Consider the following 500-nt stretch of genomic DNA (forward strand, 5'->3'; position numbering starts at 1 on the left):
TTCTTCCATCACAAAGCGAATCAAACGAGGGCATACGGCACTCAGTAACAGGGCATCCATGTAGCTCACATGATTGCACACAATCAATGCACCACCATGCTCAGGTAAGTTGTGCAGATTTTTGTGTTTAACACGATAGATGGTGTGCGTGAGCATCCACATTGCAAAGCGAACCACAAAAATCGGGATTTGTAGAAAGATATATGCCGCGACTAAGAAGTTAAGCACTGCAAGAAGCGCAAACAGTTGTGGAATACTCATCTCTACTACGCTTAGGCATATAATGCCAAGGACCGCGCTGCCCACCATAAATAGCGAGTTAAAGATATTCAGACCTGCTATCACTTGCGCTCGTTCAGTCTCCTTCGCTCGATGCTGCATTAAGGCATACAGTGGGACGATAAATAATCCGCCCGATGCTCCTATCATGAGCAGATAGAAAAACAGTGGCCAGAAAGGCTCGAAACGAACAAATTCAATGAAGTTTGCGAACTCAGGTA

At 45.2% G+C, this 500-nt stretch carries 1 protein-coding gene; it reads right to left on the reverse strand.

Annotated features, from left to right (window positions below; genetic code table 11):
- Nucleotides 1-500, reverse strand: a 500-nt coding sequence (locus R8N47_RS28770) for a 1-acyl-sn-glycerol-3-phosphate acyltransferase (protein ID WP_318186553.1), incomplete at both ends; no start/stop codon positions are given.

This window comes from Vibrio sp. 2132-1 (assembly GCF_033344315.1).